Raw genomic sequence first — 18,534 nt, 5'->3', positions numbered from 1 at the left:
ACGCACGCATCAGGGGCGGCCGCCCGCACGGCGGCCGCCCCCGCTCAACCCGCCAGGAACGGCTCATGACACAAACGCTGGAACGCCCCACGGAGCCCGAGGCCCAACGGCCCGGGCGGAGGTCGGGCCTGTCGCGCCGCACGCGCCTCAGGTTCGTTCCCTACTTCCTGATCCTGCCCGCACTGACCGTGCTGGCCGTGGTTCTGCTCTGGCCCATCGGCCAGATGCTGTACATCTCGCTGCACGACTACGGCCTGCAGCAGTTGCGAGGGCAGGAGGCCGAATGGAACAACTTCGGCCACTACATCTACGTGCTCACCGACGAGCGCTTCTGGTCGGTCTTCCGTAACACCATCATCGTCTGCCTGTCCATGGTCGTCCTGACGATGATCCTCGGAACACTCGTCGGCATCCTGATGCACAAGCTGCCGAAGTGGGCCTCCACCACCCTGGGCCTCGGCCTGATGCTGGCCTGGGCCACACCCGTGATCAGCGCCGCCATCGTCTACCGCTGGCTGTTCGACACCAGATACGGGCTGGTCAACACCATCCTCAACAGCCTGCCGACCTGGCTGGTGGGATCGGGCTGGAACGAGTTCAACTGGTTCAACTCACCGGAGACCCTGTTCCCGATCCTCGTCATCACCGTGGTGTGGCAGTCGTTCCCGTTCGTGGCCATCAGCGTTCTGGCCGGGCTCAAGAGCATCCCGAACGAGCTCTACGAGGCCGCGCGCATCGACGGTGCGAGCGCCTGGCGCAGCTTCTGGAACGTCACCTTCCCGATGCTGCGGCCGCTCTTCGCACTGCTGCTCATCCTCCAGGTGATCTGGGACTTCCGGATCTTCACGCAGCTGTTCATCCTGGCCGGCGGCATCACCAACCGGGACATCCACCTCATCCCGACCTACATCTTCCAACTGGGCTTCGCCTCGACCCCGCCCAACTACGGCATGGGGTCGGCGATCGCCGTGATCATGACCGTCCTGGTACTCGTGATCAGCGCTTACTACCTGCGCGCCATGATCCGCCAGGAGGAGACCCGATGAACAACGTGTACCGTCTGCGCAAGAGGCTCGGCAGGGGCGGCGCCTACCTCGCCGCCCTCGCGGTCTTCATCTTCGCGGTCTTCCCCGTCTACTGGGTCCTGGCCACCGCGCTGCGTCCCACCGGGGAGATCTTCACCCGTGAGCCCACTCTCTTCCCACGCGAGATCACCTTCGAGCACTTCGAGCGGGTCCTGTCGGGCGTGCTCATCCCCGGCACCTCCTTCTGGTCGTTCCTCACCAACAGCCTCATCGTGACCGTGGGCTCGGTGGCCTTCGCCGCCCTGTTGGCCCTACTGGCCGCGATCGCCGTGGCCAGGTTCAAGTTCAAACTGCGCTCGGCGTTCATCATCATGCTGCTGGTGATCCAGATGGTCCCGGTCGAGGCACTGATCATCTCGCTGTTCATCAACTTCTTCCACCTGGGCAACGCCCTGGACCTGGAGCTGGTCGGCAACCTGACCGGTGTGTTCGTCATCTACATCGCGGTCGCGCTGCCGATCACCATCCTGATGATCCGCAACTTCGTGTCGGCGGTGCCCAAGGAGCTGGAGGAGGCCGCGGCCATCGACGGCGCCAGCGGCTGGACGATCTTCTGGCGCATCCTGATGCCGCTGGTCGCACCGGGCCTGGCAGCCGCGAGCATCTTCGCGTTCATCACCGCGTGGAACGAGTTCCTCGTCGCCTTCACGTTCCTGCAGAACAACACCGGCGCCTACACCCTGCCGATCTCCCTGCAGTACTACTTCGGCGCGGTGTCCATCGAATGGGGGTCGATCATGGCCGCATCGACCCTGCTGACCGTCCCCGTGATGATCTTCTTCCTCTTCGTCCAGCGCCGCATGGTCTCCGGCCTGACCATGGGCGCGGTCAAGGGCTGACCGCCCCAACACCGCCGGGGCGGGCTCCACCAGCCACACCGACCAACCACACCGGAGCCCGTCCCGGGACCGCACCACCAACGCACCCCTTTCCCCGCCACGCGTCTGCCCTCGCCCGGGCACCTCTGCTCACCGAACGGAGTTCGTCATGCCGCACGACCCGACACTGGAGCGTCTGGCCAACGCCACGCTGCTGGTGCCCTTCGAGTCCCTCCAGGCCCCCCGATGGATCTTGGACGGGCTCGCGGACGGGATCTCCGGCGTCTGCCTGTTCCACAACAACCTGGAGAGCCCCGAGCAGGTCACCGCGCTCAACGCGAGCCTGTGCGAGGCCACGGACACCCCGCTGATCTCCCTGGACGAGGAGGGTGGCGACGTCACCCGCATCGGCCAGGCCCGGGGCAGCGACTACCCCGGCAACGCGGCCCTGGGCGCGGTGGACGACACCGACCTCACCCGGGCCACCCTGCGCGCACTGGGAGTCCAGCTGTCCGGCATGGGCTTCAACCTGGACCTGGCGCCCTCGGTGGACGTCAACGTCGCCGACGACAACCCGGTGATCGGCACCCGTTCCTTCGGGTCCGACGCCGAGCTGGTCGCCCGGCACGCCGCCGCCTCCGTGCAGGGCCTCCAGGAGGCCGGGGTGGCCGCCTGCGCCAAGCACTTCCCCGGCCACGGCGCCACCTCCCAGGACTCGCACCACACGCTGCCCGTGGTGGAGGCCGACGCCGACCTGCTGCGCCGCCGCGAACTACTGCCCTTCCGGGCCGCCATCGACGCCGGGGTCCGTTCCATCCTGACCGCGCACATCGAGCTGCCCGGTCTGGGCGGTGAGGGCCCCGCCACGCTCAACCGCGCCCTGCTCAACGACCTGCTGCGCAAGGAGATGGGCTTCACTGGGGTCGTGGTCAGCGACGCCATGGACATGCGCGGCGTGAGCGGCGAGATCGGCATCCCCGAGGCCAGCGTGCTCGCGGTGGCCGCCGGCTGCGACCTGCTGTGTCTGGGCCGGTTCGTCTACGCCGACCAGGTCGCCCAGGTCCGCTCCGCGCTGGTCCAGGCGGTGCGTGAGGGCCGCCTGAGCGGCGAGCGCCTGGAGGAGGCCGCCGAGCGCAACGCCCGGCTGCGCGACTGGGTCAAGGAGTCCGCCGAGACCAAGGCGACCGCGGAGGTGACCGAGACGGTCGGGCTGACCGGGGCCCGCCGCGCCACCCGGGTGGACGGTGACGTCCCGCCACTGGACAACCCGTACGTGGTCGAGGTGGACGCCCCCGCCGGGATCGCCGTCGGCGAGGTGCCGTGGGGCCTGGCCCCCTGGTTCCGCGACACCGTCCGCCTCTCCCCCGAGGCCGACGAACCCGCCGCGGTGCTGGCCGCGGCCGCCGACCGCGACCTGGTCGTCGTGGTCCGGGACGCGCACCGCTACCCGAGCACCCAGGAGTTCGTCAGTGCCCTGCTCAGCGCCCGGCCCAAGGCCGTGGTGGTGGAGATGGGCCTGCCCATCTGGCGCCCCGACTGCGGCGCCTACGTGAGTACGTACGGTGCCGCGCACGTCAACGGACTGAGCGCCGCAGAGCTCCTCGGCTCCGCGGGCGCCCTCAAGGCCACCCAGTAGGTCCCGGGGCTGCTCCCTCTCCGCGACCTTCCTCCGCCGTCGGCCCGGTCCCCCACTCCTCCAGGGACCGGGCCGACGGCCTTCTCCGGATGCGACGGTCTCTCCAGATTTCCGAGGAGCGCCGAACGTCACCCATGTCCCCGAAAGCCGGTAGGAGAAGTACTCTTAACCTGTAGCATCCCGCTCACCGACGAGACTCGTCGGCGGTCGGTGCCCCATTCGCCCTTCTAACCACGGCATAATCACAGCATGCGCCTTTCAGCCCGGGTCGACTACGCGCTTCGCGCGGCCGCAGAGCTCGCTGTCGCCAGCGACGGTCCGGTGACGGCCGAGCAGCTCGCACGCGCGCAGGCCATCCCCGGAAAATTCCTAGAGAACATCCTCACCCAGCTACGCCGTGCCGGTCTGGTGCGCAGTCAACGGGGTCCCGTTGGCGGCTACTGGCTCGCTCGGCCCGCCGCGGAGATCTCCCTCGCGGACATCATCCGAGCGGTCGACGGTCCGCTCGCCAACGTGCGCGGGGAACGCCCCGAACACGTCGATTACGACGGGGCGGCCCGCAGCCTGCAACAGGTGTGGATCGCCCTGCGCGCCAGCGAGCGCGCCATCCTGGAGGGGGTCAACCTCCAGCACCTGGTCACCAACGAACTCCCCGAACAGGTACGTGTCCTGGCCGAGGACCCCGAGGCCTGGGTCAACCACACACACCGCTGAGCGGGCCTCCCGCACGGAGGCACCCCGTACTCAAGGAGCCGGTCACCCCGCGGGGTGACCGGCTCCTTGAGCGAAAGTTGTGCTGTGCGCTGACGTGTGAACGTGGGGACGGGTGTCAGACACCCGCCATGTCGGCGACCTGGGGAACACGATCCGGTACGGGCGCGATGCCGAGTTCCTGCGCGGGGACGGGGTCGGTCGTGACCGCGTCGCCCAACAGTGCGGCCTCCTGGAGCTCGGCCAGAGCCAGCTGGTCGGAGACCTCTCTGAGTACCTGCGAGAGCGGGACCCCGAGGGCCCCGCAGATCGAGGAGAGCAGCTCGGAAGAGGCTTCCTTCTGCCCGCGCTCGACCTCCGACAGGTATCCGAGGGAAACCCGTGCATCGGCCGACACCTCACGGAGGGTGCGGCCCTGGCGCTGACGCAGCCGCCTGAGGACGTCACCAAGTAGGTGACGAAGCAGGACCATCATTCGCGCTCCCTCCCGCCGGTAGCGACCTTCATATACAACACCGTACCTGCCCCACGCCCGATTCGGGCACCTCTTGCCGTCCTGTTCGCTGGAGGGGGAACCGCGTCCGGGGGTGGTTTTGTTCCCGAGCCCCCGGGGGATACGGAGCAGCCGGAGGGATCAGGCCCGGGTGTTTCCCGTCACGTCCCCGCGAACGGCGGTCCTCAGGAGCATCAGCGCACCCTTGACCGTGTCAAGGCGGATACCCGCACGATCACCGGTGAAACTGAACCGGACGACCTGTGTATGTGAGTCCGGTCCCGTCACCGCCGCGTAGACGGTGCCCACGGGCTGCCCGTCCTGGGGCTCGGGCCCGGCCACCCCGGTGACCGCGACCCCGTGGTCGGCGCCGGTGAGGCGGCGGGCCCCCCGGGCCATGTGGGCGGCGACGTCGGGGTGGACCGCTCCGTGCTCGGCCAGCAGGTCCTCGGGCACGCCCAGGATGGTGGCCTTGGTGTCGGTGGCGTAGGTGACGGCCCCGCCGCGGTAGGTGGCCGAGGATCCGGGGACCGCGGTCAGGTAGGCGCCGATCAGCCCCCCGGTGAGGGACTCGGCGGTAGCGCAGGTGGCCCCGGCCTCCCGGAGGGCTTCATGGGCCGATCTGGCGGCAGCCAACGCCGCCTTCTCGAACCGGAGCCCCACCTCCACCTGTTCGTCCATCGGGGTTACTCCGTAGTCCCGTTCTGGGTGTCCGCGGCGCCCTTGGCCCGCACCAGGCGGACCGCGTCGATCACGTAGGTCAGCCCGGTCCAGAGGGTGACGGCCAGGGCGGCGGCCATGACACCGTGCGCGATCCAGACGAACACGCCGGTGAACGGCAGCAGGTACAGCGGGAACAGGTAGATGCTGATCGCCACGATCTGCAGGACGGTCTTGAGCTTGCCGCCGCTGCTCGCGGGCATGACCCCGTACCGCAGCACCGCGATCCGCAGGAGCGTGATGCCCCACTCGCGCAGCAGGATGGCGATGGTGACCCACCACCACAGCTCGCCCTGGACGGAGAGCACGATCAGCGCGGCGCCGGTCAGCGCCTTGTCCGCGATGGGGTCGGCGATCTTGCCGAAGTCGGTGACGAGATTGTGGCGGCGGGCCAGCTCCCCGTCGACGCGGTCGGTGATGGCGGCGATCACGAAGACCGAGAAGGCCGCGAGCTCCCAGCCGAGTCCGGTCAGGAACATGAACCAGACGAAGACCGGCACCATGACCAGGCGGCTCATCGTGAGGATGTTCGCGATGTTCCACAGCGGGGCTTGGGGAGCGGACGAAGCCGCGGGGTCGTGGGTGCTCATCTGTCGCCGGCTTCCCCGTCCTGCTCCGCGACGTCCTGTTCGGCGACGAGGTCGGCGCCCATCGACTGGATGACGGTGGCCCGCACCAGGTCGCCGACGGCGAGGTTCTCGCCGTACAGGATGGTGCTGCCGTCCACCTCGGGCGCTTGGTGCTCGGCGCGGCCCTCGTACGCGCCGTCCTCCAGGACCGTCTCGACCAGGACGGTCACCTCGCTGCCGATGCGCTCCTCGGCCCGCTGGACCATGAGCTCCTCGGTCAGGCGGTTGAGCGTGTCCACCCGCTCGGCCACGACCTCCTCGGGCACCTTGTTCTCGTGCGTGAGCGCCTCGGTGCCGTCCTCGTCGGAGTAGCCGAAGACACCGATGGCGTCCAGACGGGCCTCACTGAGGAAGGAGACCAGCTCCTGGAACTCCTCCTCGGTCTCGCCGGGGAAGCCCACGATGAAGTTGGAGCGGGCCCCGGCCTCCGGGGCGGCCTTGCGGGCGGTCTCCAGCAGCTCCAGGAAGCGCTCGCGGTCGCCGAACCGGCGCATGCGGCGCAGCAGCGGGCCGCTGGCGTGCTGGAAGGAGAGGTCGAAGTAGGGCACCACACCGGGGGTGCTGGTGAGCACCTCCACCAGCCCGGGGCGGACTTCGGCGGGCTGCAGGTAGCTGACCCGGACGCGCTCCAGGCCCTCGACGGCGGCCAGGCGCGGCAGCAGCTTCTCCAGCGCGCGCACGTCGCCCAGGTCCTTGCCGTAGGACGTGGAGTTCTCGCTGACCAGGAAGACCTCGCGCACGCCCTCGCTGGCCAGCCACTCGGCCTCGCGGACGATCTCGTCGGGCTGGCGGGAGATGTACGCGCCGCGGAAGGCCGGGATGGCGCAGAAGGTGCACCGTCTGTCGCAGCCGGAGGCGATCTTGAGGTTGGCGACGGGGCCGCCGGTCAGGCGGCGGCGCGGGGTCGCGGCCCGGTAGGGCAGCTCGGTGCCGTCGGCGCCCTCGGAGTCCGCGAACGAGGCGTGCCCGGGCACGTGGACCTGGGAGGCGTCGCGCTCGGCCGGGCTGATCGGCAGCAGGGTGCGGCGGTCGCGCGGGTCGTGCGGGACCAGGGCGCGCCCGGAGACGACGTCGTCGAGCCGGTCGGTGATGGCGGCGTAGTCGTCGAACCCGATGACGTTGGCCTCGGGGAGGGCGTCGGCGAGTTCGGAGCCGTAGCGCTCGGCCATGCAGCCCGCGGCGATGACCTTCCCACCGCCCTCGGCCGCCTCCAGCAGGGTCTCGATGGAGTCCTGTTTGGCGGCGTCGATGAACCCGCAGGTGTTGACGACGGTCACGTCGGCCTTGGTGTCTCCGTCGACGAGGTCCCAGCCGCCAGCGGCAAGGCGCCCGGCGAGCTCTTCGGAGTCGACCTCGTTACGCGCACACCCCAGGGTGACGAGTGAGACAGTACGTCGCGATGACATGGCTTCCAAGCGTGTGGGAGAGCTTCGAGTGGTGCGGGGCGCGGCGCAGCCGGAGGCCGGGGTACCCGGTCGGCTCGTGCTCGCACGAAGGCGTCGACTGGCGCCGCCCGCAGCCCCCCACACTACCGTGGTTGACCAACCCACCCGTACCCCGGCCTCCTGGCACGCGAGCGCGCGCCCCGCCGTGAACGTGCTTGTCAGTTGTCGAAGCCGTCAGCCCCGACAGTGATCTCCCTCACCTCACCGGAGCCCCCGCTGGGGCCCTGGTCCTGTCCGTCGACGGCCACCTCGATCGCCCCGGCGTTGCCGACCCACAGGGTCAGGGGCACCTCGGTGGCGTAATCCCGGGACTCCCCCGCCACGAGGAACCCGGTGAACAGTGCCTCCCCCTCCACCTCGCTGACCTTGACCCAGCTGCGGTCGGTGGCGGTGAGACCGACGGTGAACTCGAACGGCTCCGCTTCGGCCGCTTCCGCCGCCTCGGCGGCCTCGGCAGCAGCGACTGCCTCGGCCGCCGCGGCCCGGTCGTCGGTTTCGGCGGGCTCGGCGCCGGCCTCCTCCGTGATGGCCGCGGAGTCCACGGTGTCACCCGTTACGGAGCCGGCCGACTCGAAGGCGGTCCGAACGGGGTTGCCGTCGTCCCACCCCTGCCAGGTCCGCACGCCCACGAACACCGCGGCGATGAGGATGAGTCCGACCACTGCCCACGGCCAGTGCCGCCGCACGCTCTCCGCCCGACGGGTGCCTGCCTCGGTCGCGGAGGCACGGGTGGCGCGCGACCGCGGGACCGCCGCCTTGGTGGCGACCGCTCCGGCCCCGGCCGGTTCGGCGGGCTTGCTGTGCCTGCCGGGTGTCCGCGGCGCCGGTACCTCGGCCGCGGCGGCGGCCCCGGCTCCGACTCCGGCCCCTGCTCCGGTATTGGCGAACCCCTTGGGGCGGTTGCGCCGCGGCGGTCTGGCGAGTCTCTGTTCGCGTTCGAAGTGCCCCCAGCTCTCGGCCCGCTGTTCCGGGTCCTCGTTCACGTCACCGACGCTTCGGGGAACGTCCTGGGGCGCCTCGTGGTCGTCGGTCCCGGTGTGGGCCCGGCCGCCCTGGGCCGCGGCGACCCGGGTCGCCTTGGTTCTGGCCGACGGGTGCCGGGGTGGGGGAACGAAGGTGGGCTTCTCGTTCGAGGCGTGTTCGCGGTCGTACTCCTCCAGAAGCGGCGCGGGGTCAAGCCCGAGGAACTTGCAGATCCTCCGGATGTGCCCGCGCGCATAGAAGTCCCCTCCGCAGGGGACGAAGTCCTCGTTCTCGATGCCCCGAAGGACCTGCATGCGAATCCGTGTACGTGTGCTCAGGTTCTCCAAGGAGCAACCCGCCGCGATACGTGCGGCGGACAGGGTCTGGCCGATCGTCGCCATGCGCACTCCCCCCGCGACTTTCTGTGCCTACGTATACCCACTCTGCTACTCGGAGAGCGTCCAAGCAGGTCACCACGCCCTATGCGTGGCTCAAGATCACACCAAATCGGGCGACCCGGACGTGGGGGTGACAAGTGCGGCCAGGGGGTGCGAGGGCTCAGCCGCCCCTGATGTCGGTGAGCACCGCCGCGAGGTCGTCGGCCTGGACCAGGACGTCGCGGGCCTTGGAACCCTCGCTGGGGCCGACCACGTCGCGGCTCTCCATGAGGTCCATCAGGCGGCCCGCCTTGGCGAACCCGACCCGGAGCTTGCGCTGGAGCATCGACGTGGACCCGAACTGGGTGGTGACGACCAGCTCGACCGCCTGCAGCAGCAGGTCCATGTCGTCGCCGATGTCCTCGTCGATCTCCTTCTTCTTGGTGTCGGCGACCGCGACGTCCTCGCGGTAGCTGGGCTCGGACTGCTTCTTGCAGTGGTCGACGATCCCGCGGATCTCCTTCTCGCTCACCCAGGCGTTCTGGAGGCGGATGGGCTTGCCCGCGCCCATCGGGAGGAAGAGCGAGTCGCCCTTGCCGACCAGCTTCTCCGCGCCGGGCTGGTCCAGGATGACGCGGCTGTCGGCGAGGCTGGAGGTGGCGAAGGCGAGCCGGGAGGGCACGTTGGCCTTGATCAGACCGGTGACGACGTCGACGCTGGGGCGCTGGGTGGCCAACACCAGGTGGATCCCGGCGGCGCGGGCCAGCTGGGTGATGCGCACGACCGCGTCCTCGACGTCGCGCGGGGCGACCATCATCAGGTCGGCGAGCTCGTCGACGATCACCAGCAGGTAGGGGTAGGGCTCGTAGACGCGTTCACTGCCCGGCGGGGCGGTGAGCTCCCCGGTGCGCACGGCGGCGTTGAAGTCGTCCACGTGTCGGTAGCCGGAGGCGGCGAGGTCGTCGTAGCGGCGGTCCATCTCCCCCACCACCCACTGAAGGGCCTCCGCGGCCTTCTTGGGGTTGGTGATGATGGGCGTGATCAGGTGCGGGATGCCCTCGTACATCGTCAGCTCGACCCGCTTTGGGTCGACCAGGATCATCCGCACCTCGTCGGGGGTGGCTCGCATCATCAGCGAGGTGATGAGGCCGTTGATGCAGGTGGACTTACCGGCACCGGTCGCACCGGCGACCAGCACGTGCGGCATCTTGGCGAGGTTGGCCACGACGTTGCTGCCCTCGACGTCCTTGCCCAGGCCCACCAGCATGGGGTGGTCGTCCGAGGTGGCCGCCGGGGAGCGCAGCACGTCGCCGAGGCTCACTATGTCCTTGTCGGTGTTGGGGATCTCCACACCGATCGCGGACTTGCCGGGGATGGGCGACTGGATGCGCACGTCGGCGCTCTTGACCACCAGCGAGATGTTCTTGGACAGCGCGGTGACCTTCTCGACCTTCACCGCGGGGCCGAGCTCGATCTCGTAGCGGGTGACTGTCGGGCCGCGGGTGAAGCCGGTGACCTCGGCGTCGATCTTGAACTGCTCCATGACCCCGCTCAGCGCGGCGACCACGTCGTCGTTGGCCTGGGTACGCGGCTTGACCGGGGATCCGGGCTTGAGCATGGTCGGGACGGGCAGTTCGTAGTCACCCTCCACCACGCGGGAGGGTATGGAGAGCTGCTCGGTGGTGACCGGCGGCGGCGTGGGGTCGGGGACCGGGGCCTTGGCCTTCTTCCTCGCGGTCTTCTTCGGCACGGCGGCCGCGGCGGCCGAGGCCTCCTCCTCGTCAGTGAGGGCGGGGGCGATCTCCGCTTCGGGCTCGCTGGGCAGGACCGGGCTGTCGTAGGGGCGCTCGTGGTCGCCCGCGACGGTCTCGGAGGCCGCTGCCTTGGGCTTGCGCTTGCGCTTGGCCGGCTTCTTCTCCGGGTCCGCGCCGAGGATGCCGATCCCGGAGTCGGGGCCGGTGTCGCGCTCCATGAGGGCGCCGAACAGGGTCTGCAGGCGGTCCGGGATGCGGCGGATCGGGGTGGCGGTGACCACCAGGATGCCGAAGATCAGGATCAGGGCCAGCAGGAGCCCGGTGAGCCAGGGGGTGACGACCGCGCTGAGCGGCCCGGAGGCGACGAAGCCGATGACCCCGCCCGCGTTCTGCAGCCCCTCGATGCCGTCGACGGGCTGCGGGATGCCGTGCGCGATGTGGATCAGCCCGAGCAGGCCGAGCATGATCGCGGTGACCCCGATGGACAGCCGCCCGGCGTCGCCCTCCCGGCCGGAGCTGGGCGTGCGCATCAGTTTCACGGCGATGGGCAGGAAGAGCAGCGGCAGGATCGGCGAGAAGGTGCCGAAGGCGCCGACCACCACGAAACGGGTGGCCTCCAGCAGCGGGCCCTCGCTCTGCCACCACACGGCGGAGGCCACGAGGATGCCCAGGGCCAGCAGGACCAGCCCGATTCCGTCCCGGCGCAGGTCCGGGTCCAGGCCGCGGGCGCTGCGCCCGACCGCGCGGGCCGCCCCGCCCACGGTGTGCGCGATGAGCTTCCACAGCACCAGCAGGAACTGGCCGAAGAGGGTGACCACGTAGGCGATGGGCCCGTCGGGCATGCGCTTCTTCGCGGCGGGCTTGCGGGCAGCGGGCTTCTTGCGCCCTGAACCACCTGAGGAGGCACGCGTGGCCATCGGGGGTCACCTCCACGGGGGACGGGGTCGTTTCCGGGGCCCGGGCACAGCTACCCGGCACGGCGGGAAGCCTACTAAGGCGTCCAGCCCGGAGCACGAAGCCCGCCCGGCGTGTCGCGTGTGTCCATGCCTGCTCCTCCGAAAACGCCGAACGGCCCGGGAGCGCGGGGTGCGCTCCGGGCCGTTCAACGATTCGTGTCCGGTCAGACCTCGACCAGGACGGGGATGATCATGGGACGGCGACGGTAGGTCTCGTTGACCCAGCGTCCCGTGCTGCGGCGGATGAGCTGGCGCAGCTGGTGCGGGTCGTTGACCCCGTCGGCGGCCGCCTTGTCCAGGGCGTCCTGGAGCTTGTCGACGACGTCGTCGTAGGCGTCACCGCTGATCCCCGCGCCCCGGGTGTGGATCTCGGGCTCGCCCAGGATCTTGCCGGAGTTCGAGTCCACCGCCACGACGACGGAGATGAAGCCCTCCTCGCCGAGGATGCGGCGGTCCTTGAGGGAGGCCTCGGTGACGTCGCCGACCGAGGAACCGTCCACGTAGACGTACCCGGCCTGCACCGCGCCGACGATCTTGGCGCGTCCCTTGTACAGGTCGACCACCACGCCGTCCTCGGCGATGACGATGCGGTCACTCGGCACACCCGTGAGCTTGGCCAGGTCGGCGTGGGCGCGCATGTGCCGCCACTCCCCGTGCACCGGCATGAAGTTGCGCGGACGCACCATGTTGAGCACGTAGAGCAGCTCACCGGCGGAGGCGTGGCCGGACACGTGCACGAGCGCGTTGCCCTTGTGCACGACCTTGGCGCCCCAGCGGGTCAGACCGTTGATGACCCGGTTGACCGAGTTCTCGTTGCCCGGGATGAGCGACGAGGCGAGCAGGATGGTGTCGCCCTCCTCGATGCGGATCTGGTGGTCCCGGTTGGCCATGCGGCTCAGCGCCGCCATGGGCTCGCCCTGGGAGCCCGTGCACACCATGAGCACCTTGTCCGGGGCCAGCTTGTCGAGCTGCTTGACGTCGACGATGGTGTCGCCGGGGATGCTCAGGTAGCCGAGGTCGCGCGCGATGTTCATGTTGCGGACCATGGAGCGGCCGACGAAGGCGATCTTGCGGCCGTGGCGTACCGCGGCGTCGATCACCTGCTGGACCCTGTGCACGTGCGAGGCGAAACAGGCCACCACGACACGCTTCTCGGACTGGCGGAAGACCTTGTCGATCGCCTCGGTCAGGTTGCGCTCGTTGACGACGAACCCGGGCTGCTCGGCGTTGGTGGAGTCCGACAGCAGCAGGTCGACGCCCTCGTCCCCGAATCGGGCGAACCCGGCGAGGTCGGTGAGGCGGTTGTCCAGCGGCAGCTGGTCCATCTTGAAGTCGCCGGTGTGCAGCAACGACCCGGCGGGGGTGCGGATACCCACGGCCAGCGCGTCCGGGATGGAGTGGTTGACGGCGAAGAACTCGAGGTTGAAGGGGCCGAAGTCGTGTCGCTCCCCCTCCTCGACCAGGACGGTCTCCGGCTTGATGCGGTGCTCGCCCAGCTTGGCGCTGATCAGCGCCAGGGTGAGCTTGGAGCCGACGATCGGGATGTCGACCCGCTCGCGCAGCAGGAACGGCACACCGCCGATGTGGTCCTCGTGCCCGTGGGTGAGCACGATGGCCTCGATGTCGTCCAGGCGGTCCCGGATGTAGTCGAAGTCCGGCAGGATCAGGTCGACGCCGGGCTGCTCCTCCTCGGGGAAGAGCACGCCGCAGTCGACGATGAGCAGACGGCCGTCGTACTCGAAGACCGTCATGTTGCGGCCGATCTCGCCTAGCCCGCCGAGCGGGACGACGCGAAGGGCGCCCTTGCCCAGGGGCGGGGGCGGGCCGAGTTCGGGGTGCGGGTGACTCATACGGAACCCTCCGTGAGACGTTCGACGCGCACGGCGCTCGCGGGCACGGCCTGGTGCGGGGCGAGCCCGATCGGACCCTTGACCCCGGCGGCGGCCAGGTCCTCGCGCAGGAGTGCCTGGAGCTCGGACGAGGCGTCGGCGAGCGGGGTGCGGACCGGGCCGGAGGGCAGGCCGAAGAGATTGAGGACGGCCTTGGTCGTGATGACGCCCTGCGTACGGAACATACCGGTGTAGACCGGGGTGAGGCGGCGGTGGATGGCCAGCGCCTGGCCGACCTCACCGGCCTCGAAGGCGTCGATCATGTCCTTGAGGTCGCTGCCGACGATGTGGCCGACGACGCTCACGAAACCGGCCGCGCCGACCGACAGCAGCGGCAGGTTCAGGATGTCGGTGCCGCAGTAGTAGGCCAGGTCGGTGCGCTCCATGACCCAGGAGCTGGCGCCGACGTTGTCCTTGGCGTCCTTGTTGGCGACGATGCGCGGGTGCTCGGCCAGCCGGACCAGGGTCTCGGAGGCGATCGGCGTCCCGGTGCGGTGCGGGATGTCGTAGAGCATGACCGGCAGGTCGGTGGTGTCGGCGATCTCGGTGAAGTGCCGGATCAGCCCCTCCTGCGGGGGCTTGTTGTAGTAGGGCGTGACGGCCAGCAGACCGTGCGCGCCCGCCTTCTCGGCGGCCTTGGCCAGCCTGACGCTGTGGCGGGTGTCGTTGGTGCCGACCCCCGCGACGATCTGGGCGCGGTCGCCGACGGCCTCGACCACCGTGCGCAGCAGGCGGTCCTTCTCGTCGTCGCTGGTCGTGGGCGACTCACCGGTCGTGCCACTGATGATCAGGCCGTCGTTGTGCTGCTCGTCCACCAGGTAGGTGGCGAGTCTGGCGGCGCCGTCGTAGTCGAGTTCCCCGTCCTCGAGCATCGGGGTGACCATCGCGGTCAGCATCTTGCCGAACGGGCGGTTCTTGGTGTCCACCATCGTGATGTGAAAGGCTCTCGGGCCCCTGGCCGGGAAGGCGTCAGGGCCCTCGTGTGCCCCTCCTCCTCTCCATGTGCGTGAGAAACAAGCGGTGCGTCCCGTGCCGGGTGCTTTCCTCCGTACACGGGTGAAGACGGCGCTGGGCGTCCGTCACCGCGTCCGGCGAACACATGTGCCGGACGCGGGAAAGTCTGTGTGCTCCCCGCGCACATGGGAGTACGTGGGAGCGTGTCCGGTTCGATCCCCGTCCTCGCTGGTCGAGGTGAGGAACCGCACCGGCAGGGGTGAAGCCCATTGAGCCTATGCGCCCGACAGGGTCCCTGGAGATGTGAACCTACCCGCACCGGGCCCGCGCCACGCGGGCGGGGCCCGGTATCACCGCAGTTGGGAGTTGTTGGGCGGGGATAGTTCGAACGTCGCTCAGCTGTCCTTCTTGTCCGGAAGGAACATGCTGACCACCCAGCTCACGATGGTGACGACGATGGCGCCCCAGAAGGCGGGCCAGAAGCCGTCCACGTGGAAGGGGATGTCGAACAGCCCGGCGATCCACGCCGTGAGCAGGAACAGCAGTGCGTTCACCACCAGCCCGATCAGCCCCAGAGTCAGGGCGTAGAACAGGCAGCCGACCGTTTTGACGATCGGTTTGATGACCGCGTTCACCACACCGAAGATCGCACCGACCACGAGGAAGGTGATGACCTGACTGGTGGTGTCCTGCGTCGAGACGTCGATTCCGTCGACGAGGAGGACAGCGACCCAAAGGGCCAGCGCGTTCGCGATAACTCTGATAATGAGGCTCACAACGTAGATGTTCCCATGCCGGTGCAAGGTCCGGAAACTCCGGCGTGGGTGATCTTGTCGTGCCGCGTGTCCCGTCCCGGGTACGCAGCCCTGAAAGCAACCGAGAGGCCCCTCGTGTCCAGTGCGCAGTTCGTCCGTCCCGCCCGTGCAGCCGACGTGGACACGGTGGTGGACCTCCAGGTCGCGTCGTGGCGTTCGGTGTACGGGGAGCTGTTGCCCGACGAGGTGAGGGAAGGGCTCTCCGGGGAGGAGGCCCGCGGGCAGTTCCGTGAGCAGTGGACGGCGGCCCTGGAGTCACCCCCCACCTCCAAACACCGGCTCGTGGTGGCCACCGACGAGGACGGGGGCGTGCGGACGGTGGTCGGGTTCGCCGCCTTCGGTCCGGCCGCGGACCCGGACCTGTGGCCGGCCAAGGACGCCGAGGTGTTCGCCCTGCACGTGGACCCGGAGCGGGTCCGGCAGGGGCACGGCAGCCGCCTGGTGAACTCCTGCGTGGACCACCTGGTGGAGGCCGGGTTCGGGACGGTGCACGTATGGGTGCCGGAGGAGGACAACGCGCTGCGCGCCTTCTTCGAGGCCTCGGGGTGGCGCGCGGACGGCGCCCGGCGGGAGATCGACATGGGTCGGCTGTTGCCGATGGTGCGGCTGCACGCGGCCGTCTCGGAGTAGTTCGGAACGGTTCCGCTGGTTGGGCCGGGCGGGCGAATTCGGCCGGGCGGCGGCCAGGCACTACCGTTGGGTAGTTGTCCGGGCGCGCCCCTCGGTGTGCCCACCATCTCGAAACTGGAGGACCGGCGCGTGGCCACGGTCAGTGAATGGGTCTCGGGGCTGCGCCCCCGCACGCTTGCGAACTCGATCGTCCCGGTGGCGGTCGGTACCGCGCTGGCCTTCTCCCTGGACGGGTTCGTGTGGTGGAAGGCGCTGCTGGCCCTGGTGGTGTCCATGGCGCTCCAGGTCGGCGTGAACTTCGCCAACGACTACAGCGACGGGGTCAAGGGCACCGACACCGAGGAGCGCACCGGCCCCACCCGGCTGACCGCCTCCGGGCTGGCCACGCCGCAGCAGGTCCTTGCCGCGGCGCTGGGGAGCTTCGCCTTCGCCGGGCTGGTCGGCCTGGTGCTGGTGGCGACCACCTCGTGGTGGCTGCTGCTGATCGGCGTGGCCGCGATCGCCGCCGCCTGGTACTACACCGGCGGCCGGACCCCGTACGGCTACCGCGGCCTGGGCGAGGTCTCGGTCTTCGTGTTCTTCGGCGTGGTGGCCGTGGTGGGCACGGTGTTCGTGCAGATGGAGTCGCTGCCCTGGCAGGCCTGGGTGGCCTCCGTCCCAGTGGGGCTGTTGTCCTGCTCGGTGCTGGTGATCAACAACCTGCGCGACATCCCCACCGACAGCGAGACCGGCAAGATCACCCTGGCCGTCCGCCTGGGCGAGGCGGGGACCCGCCGCCTCTTCGCAGGGATGATCATCGCTTCCTTCCTGGTGGCCCTCGTGCTGACCTCGGTGTCCTGGTGGGTGCCGCTGGTCCTGCTCTCGCTCCCCCTGGCCGTCCCCCCGCTGCGCCGGGTGCTCGGCGGCCAGGTCGGCCGCGACCTGGTCCTGGGCCTGGGCGAGACCGGCAAGCTCCAGATGGCCTTCGGCCTGCTGTTCTCGATCGCGCTCGCCCTGGGATAGGCGACCGGTCTGTTGCTAGGCTCGTCCACCGTTCGGCCCCTCCCCGACCCCCCTGGAAGGGTGGCCATGACGAGCAGCGCCAAGAACAACCCCCGTGTGGTTGCGGACCGGTACGAGATCCGCGGCGAACTCGGGCGCGGCGGCATGGGAGCGGTCTGGTACTCCTGGGACCGTGTCCTGGGGCGCGAGGTCGCGCTCAAGGAGATGATCCTGCCGCCGGGGACCCCCGAGGAGCAGCGGTCCACCTTCCACGCGAGGATGCGGCGTGAGGCCCGGTCCGCGGGGCGCCTGGCCGACGAACCCGGTGTGGTGACCGTGCACGACATCCTCGACGTCGACGGCGACCCCTGGGTGGTCATGCAACTGGTCCGGGGGCGCTCCCTGCGCGAGGAGGTGGCCCGGCACGGCCCTGTGCCGGTGGCGGAGGCGGCGCGGGTCGCGCAGGCGGTCCTGGAGGCCCTGCGGTCCGCGCACGCCCGGGGGATCGTCCACCGTGACGTCAAACCCGGAAACATCATGCTGGCCGACGACGGCCGGGTGCTGCTGGCCGACTTCGGGATCGCGACCATCGCGGGCGAGGACGAGGTGACCAGGGACGGGTCCCGAATGGGTTCGGCCCCGTACATGGCACCGGAACGGCTTCGCGGCCGGGGCCCCGCGGAGCCCCCGTCGGATCTGTGGGCGCTGGGCGCGGCCCTGTACACCGTGGTGGAGGGCCGGCACCCGTTCCTGCGGGACGAGGTCGGCCAGACCATCGCGGCGGTGCTCTCGGAGCCCGCTCCGCCGCCGACTCGGGCCGGCGCCCTGGCCCCGCTCATCACCGCCCTGCTGGAGCACGACCCGGGCCAGCGCCCCACTGCCGAGGCCGCCCTGGCGTTGCTGCGGGGCGGTCCCCGGCCCGTGGAGGCGCCGACTCGTCCGGCGGATCCCGGACCGCCCCAGGAGGACACGGGAAGGGGGCCGATGGCCGTTGGGAGGTCCGGGATCCGCGGCCGGACCCTGATCGCGGTCGGGGCCGCGGTCGCAGCGCTCGTACTCGTCACGGCCCTGGGCGCGTACCTGCTCTCTCCCGACAGGCTCTCCGTCGAATACGACAGGTACTCCGCGGACGGCTTCCTGGTCGACTACCCACGGGGGTGGGAGCAGGAGGTCCGCGGCGACGAACCACACGCCCTGAGCGACTGGGGTTCGGTGTCCTTCGTTCCGCCGGAGGAAACGGAGGAGTTCCCGGAGACCCTGATGTCCGCCGGCTGGTACTCCGACCCCGAACACGAGGACGTCGTCACCGAGTCCCTGGAGGGGTGGGAGTCGGCCATGGACGAGTTGGACGTGTCCGACCGCACCCAACGGATGCTGGATGCCGACGACTTCACCGACCTCCCGCGTTCCTGGGACGCGACGGTCTTCGAGGACACCTACACGGGCTTCGAGAACACCGCCCTCGACATGGACTGGGACCAGGACCCGGACCGGTTCAGCATCGCACTCCAGATCCACGTGAGCGACGGGGAGGGCACCACCGCGTACTGGATCGCCTGGTACGGGCCGCAGAGCGAACGCCGCGCCTACGACGACGTCATCCGCGACACCATCGCGTCGTTCACCCCGCGCGAGTGAACCGCGTTCCCCGTGGGCTCTCGACGCCCTGTCACCGCGC

16 protein-coding genes are annotated in these 18,534 nt (G+C 69.9%); 7 read left to right on the top strand and 9 right to left on the bottom strand.

All coding sequences use genetic code 11. The annotated features are described in order from the left end of the window. Positions 1-65: 65 nt before the first annotated feature. From NE857_RS10365 to NE857_RS10350, 4 genes are all read left to right on the top strand, one after another. Entirely contained in the window at positions 66-1,046 is a 981-nt protein-coding gene (locus NE857_RS10365; protein ID WP_254420800.1) for a carbohydrate ABC transporter permease, read from the top strand. After that, positions 1,043-1,924, top strand: a complete 882-nt coding sequence (locus NE857_RS10360; RefSeq protein ID WP_254420799.1) for a carbohydrate ABC transporter permease — start codon at positions 1,043-1,045, stop codon at positions 1,922-1,924. Before NE857_RS10365 ends, NE857_RS10360 begins: the two co-directional genes overlap by 4 nt. Positions 1,925-2,072: 148 nt before the next feature. Beyond that, a complete protein-coding gene (locus tag NE857_RS10355) occupies positions 2,073-3,539 on the top strand; it encodes a glycoside hydrolase family 3 protein (protein WP_254420798.1) in 1,467 nt (488 codons plus the stop codon). A 249-nt stretch (positions 3,540-3,788) separates the two neighbouring features. Next, positions 3,789-4,253: an RrF2 family transcriptional regulator gene (locus NE857_RS10350; RefSeq protein ID WP_017579555.1), complete on the top strand. Its 465-nt coding sequence runs from the start codon at positions 3,789-3,791 to the stop codon at positions 4,251-4,253. 115 nt (positions 4,254-4,368) lie between these two features. Here the strand turns inward: NE857_RS10350 and NE857_RS10345 are convergent, their stop codons facing one another. From NE857_RS10345 to NE857_RS10305, 9 genes are all read right to left on the bottom strand, one after another. Then, positions 4,369-4,725 carry a helix-turn-helix domain-containing protein gene (locus NE857_RS10345; RefSeq protein ID WP_017579554.1) on the bottom strand — a complete coding sequence of 119 codons (357 nt, stop codon included), beginning with the start codon at positions 4,723-4,725 and terminating at the stop codon, positions 4,369-4,371. 159 nt (positions 4,726-4,884) lie between these two features. Next, positions 4,885-5,424 (bottom strand): CinA family protein, encoded by a 540-nt coding sequence (locus tag NE857_RS10340; protein WP_254420797.1) that lies wholly within the window; start codon positions 5,422-5,424, stop codon positions 4,885-4,887. A gap of 5 nt (positions 5,425-5,429) precedes the next feature. Next, positions 5,430-6,053, bottom strand: a complete 624-nt coding sequence (gene pgsA, locus NE857_RS10335; protein WP_254420796.1) for a CDP-diacylglycerol--glycerol-3-phosphate 3-phosphatidyltransferase — start codon at positions 6,051-6,053, stop codon at positions 5,430-5,432. After that, positions 6,050-7,498: a 30S ribosomal protein S12 methylthiotransferase RimO gene (gene rimO / locus NE857_RS10330; RefSeq protein ID WP_017579551.1), complete on the bottom strand. Its 1,449-nt coding sequence runs from the start codon at positions 7,496-7,498 to the stop codon at positions 6,050-6,052. Before rimO ends, pgsA begins: the two co-directional genes overlap by 4 nt. Before the next feature lie 197 nt (positions 7,499-7,695). After that, positions 7,696-8,901 (bottom strand): helix-turn-helix domain-containing protein, encoded by a 1,206-nt coding sequence (locus NE857_RS10325; protein WP_254420795.1) that lies wholly within the window; start codon positions 8,899-8,901, stop codon positions 7,696-7,698. Positions 8,902-9,058: 157 nt separating this feature from the next. After that, positions 9,059-11,548, bottom strand: coding sequence for a DNA translocase FtsK (locus tag NE857_RS10320; RefSeq protein WP_254420794.1), 2,490 nt, complete (start codon positions 11,546-11,548; stop codon positions 9,059-9,061). Between the two features lie 203 nt (positions 11,549-11,751). Continuing rightward, entirely contained in the window at positions 11,752-13,437 is a 1,686-nt protein-coding gene (locus NE857_RS10315) for a ribonuclease J (protein WP_017579548.1), read from the bottom strand. Further along, positions 13,434-14,405, bottom strand: a complete 972-nt coding sequence (dapA, locus tag NE857_RS10310) for a 4-hydroxy-tetrahydrodipicolinate synthase (RefSeq protein ID WP_017579547.1) — start codon at positions 14,403-14,405, stop codon at positions 13,434-13,436. The genes NE857_RS10315 and dapA overlap by 4 nt, the downstream gene beginning before the upstream one ends. Positions 14,406-14,825: 420 nt before the next feature. After that, entirely contained in the window at positions 14,826-15,206 is a 381-nt protein-coding gene (locus NE857_RS10305) for a phage holin family protein (RefSeq protein WP_254420793.1), read from the bottom strand. A 114-nt stretch (positions 15,207-15,320) separates the two neighbouring features. On the opposite strand from NE857_RS10305, the gene NE857_RS10300 reads away from it, so the two are divergent. The 3 genes from NE857_RS10300 (at position 15,321) to NE857_RS10290 (ending at position 18,494) form a co-directional block, all read left to right on the top strand. Then, entirely contained in the window at positions 15,321-15,875 is a 555-nt protein-coding gene (locus tag NE857_RS10300) for a GNAT family N-acetyltransferase (protein ID WP_254420792.1), read from the top strand. A 129-nt stretch (positions 15,876-16,004) separates the two neighbouring features. After that, complete coding sequence (locus NE857_RS10295; RefSeq protein WP_254420791.1) at positions 16,005-16,877, top strand: 1,4-dihydroxy-2-naphthoate polyprenyltransferase; 873 nt, start codon at positions 16,005-16,007, stop codon at positions 16,875-16,877. 66 nt (positions 16,878-16,943) lie between these two features. Beyond that, on the top strand, positions 16,944-18,494 hold the full coding sequence (locus tag NE857_RS10290; RefSeq protein WP_254420790.1) for a serine/threonine-protein kinase: 1,551 nt from the start codon (positions 16,944-16,946) through the stop codon (positions 18,492-18,494). The last annotated feature ends 40 nt before the right edge of the window (positions 18,495-18,534 follow it).

It is taken from the genome of Nocardiopsis exhalans, assembly GCF_024134545.1.
GTDB classification, from domain to species: domain Bacteria; phylum Actinomycetota; class Actinomycetes; order Streptosporangiales; family Streptosporangiaceae; genus Nocardiopsis; species Nocardiopsis exhalans.
This window is presented reverse-complemented; position numbering and strand designations above follow the sequence as displayed.

Excerpts from the sequence above, each read along its gene's own strand:
- NE857_RS10365 (WP_254420800.1), top strand. The coding sequence starts at position 66 with ATGACACAAACGCTGGAACGCCCCACGGAGCCCGAGGCCCAACGGCCC.
- NE857_RS10360 (WP_254420799.1), top strand. The coding sequence starts at position 1,043 with ATGAACAACGTGTACCGTCTGCGCAAGAGGCTCGGCAGGGGCGGCGCC.
- NE857_RS10355 (WP_254420798.1), top strand. The coding sequence starts at position 2,073 with ATGCCGCACGACCCGACACTGGAGCGTCTGGCCAACGCCACGCTGCTG.
- NE857_RS10350 (WP_017579555.1), top strand. The coding sequence starts at position 3,789 with ATGCGCCTTTCAGCCCGGGTCGACTACGCGCTTCGCGCGGCCGCAGAG.
- NE857_RS10345 (WP_017579554.1), bottom strand. The coding sequence starts at position 4,725 with ATGATGGTCCTGCTTCGTCACCTACTTGGTGACGTCCTCAGGCGGCTG.
- NE857_RS10340 (WP_254420797.1), bottom strand. The coding sequence starts at position 5,424 with ATGGACGAACAGGTGGAGGTGGGGCTCCGGTTCGAGAAGGCGGCGTTG.
- pgsA (WP_254420796.1), bottom strand. The coding sequence starts at position 6,053 with ATGAGCACCCACGACCCCGCGGCTTCGTCCGCTCCCCAAGCCCCGCTG.
- rimO (WP_017579551.1), bottom strand. The coding sequence starts at position 7,498 with ATGTCATCGCGACGTACTGTCTCACTCGTCACCCTGGGGTGTGCGCGT.
- NE857_RS10325 (WP_254420795.1), bottom strand. The coding sequence starts at position 8,901 with ATGGCGACGATCGGCCAGACCCTGTCCGCCGCACGTATCGCGGCGGGT.
- NE857_RS10320 (WP_254420794.1), bottom strand. The coding sequence starts at position 11,548 with ATGGCCACGCGTGCCTCCTCAGGTGGTTCAGGGCGCAAGAAGCCCGCT.
- NE857_RS10315 (WP_017579548.1), bottom strand. The coding sequence starts at position 13,437 with ATGAGTCACCCGCACCCCGAACTCGGCCCGCCCCCGCCCCTGGGCAAG.
- dapA (WP_017579547.1), bottom strand. The coding sequence starts at position 14,405 with ATGGTGGACACCAAGAACCGCCCGTTCGGCAAGATGCTGACCGCGATG.
- NE857_RS10290 (WP_254420790.1), top strand. The coding sequence starts at position 16,944 with ATGACGAGCAGCGCCAAGAACAACCCCCGTGTGGTTGCGGACCGGTAC.